This is a genomic window from Actinomycetota bacterium (assembly GCA_005774595.1).
In the GTDB taxonomy this organism is placed as follows: domain Bacteria; phylum Actinomycetota; class Coriobacteriia; order Anaerosomatales; family D1FN1-002; genus D1FN1-002.
On sequence record VAUM01000472.1, the window covers coordinates 1 to 1,170 of the forward strand.

At 74.4% G+C, this 1,170-nt stretch carries 1 protein-coding gene; it reads left to right on the plus strand.

The window, feature by feature from the left end; all coding sequences use genetic code 11:
• The coding region (gene radA / locus FDZ70_11075) for a DNA repair protein RadA (protein TLM65494.1) at nt 1-1,170 on the plus strand (1,170 nt) is incomplete at both ends.

The window sequence follows — 1,170 nt, forward strand, 5'->3', positions numbered from 1 at the left end:
CAGCAGTGCGGCGCGACCGCGCCCAAGTGGCAGGGCCGCTGCCCGGGGTGCGGTGAGTCGCTGACGCTCGTCGAGGAGCTCGAGGCCCCCGCGGCCGCCGGCGGCTCGCACGCCGTTCCCGCCTCGGCGCCCGTCGCGCTGTCCGACATCCGCGCCACCGAGGGCGACCGCGTCTCCACGGGCATCGCTGAGTTCGACCGGCCGCTCGGCGGCGGGCTCGTCCGCGGCTCGATCGTGCTCCTCGGCGGTGAACCCGGCATCGGCAAGTCCACGCTCCTGCTCCAGGCGGCCGTGTCGCTCGCGCGCTCCGGCACGGACGTTCTCTACGTGTGCGGCGAGGAGTCGCCCGCCCAGGTGCGCATGCGCGCGGAACGTCTCGGCGCTGCGGACGCGCCCGTCCGCCTGCTGCCCGAGGTCGACGTCCGTGCCGTCGAAGCGACCGCCGAGGCCGAGCGGCCCGGCCTGCTCGTCGTCGACTCCATCCAGACCGCGTACGACCCCGATCTCACGGGCGCACCGGGGAGCGTCGGCCAGGTGCGCGCGTGCACGACGCGCCTCATGCGCGTGGCCAAGGACCTCGGTATCACCACCGTGCTCGTCGGGCACGTCACCAAGGAGGGCGCCATCGCCGGCCCGCGCGTGCTCGAGCACATGGTCGACACGGTGCTGTACTTCGAGGGCGACCGCGACCACGCGTTCCGCATCGTGCGCGCGGTCAAGAACAGGTTCGGCTCCTCCTCGGAGATCGGCGTGTTCGAGATGCGCGAGGCGGGTCTCGCCCCCGTCGAGCAGCCATCGGCGGCCCTGCTCGCCGAGCGCGCCGGCTCCGCGCCCGGCTCGGTCATCATGCCGCTTGTCGAGGGCGCGCGGCCCTTGCTCGTCGAGGTGCAGGCGCTCGTCTCGCCGAGCTTCCTGCCCCAGCCGCGCCGCCTGGCCACCGGCATCGACACCGGCCGCCTGCTCCAGGTCCTCGCCGTGCTCGAGCGCCGCGCGGGGCTGTCGTTCGGTTCGCAGGATGTGTACGCCACCGTCGCCGGAGGCGTACGTGTCGGTGAACCCGCGGTGGATCTGCCGCTCGCGCTCGCGCTGGCCTCATCGCTCAAGGACGCGCCGCTACCGCCGGACTTCGCGGCGTTCGGCGAGCTGGGCCTGACCGGCGAGGTCCGCCCG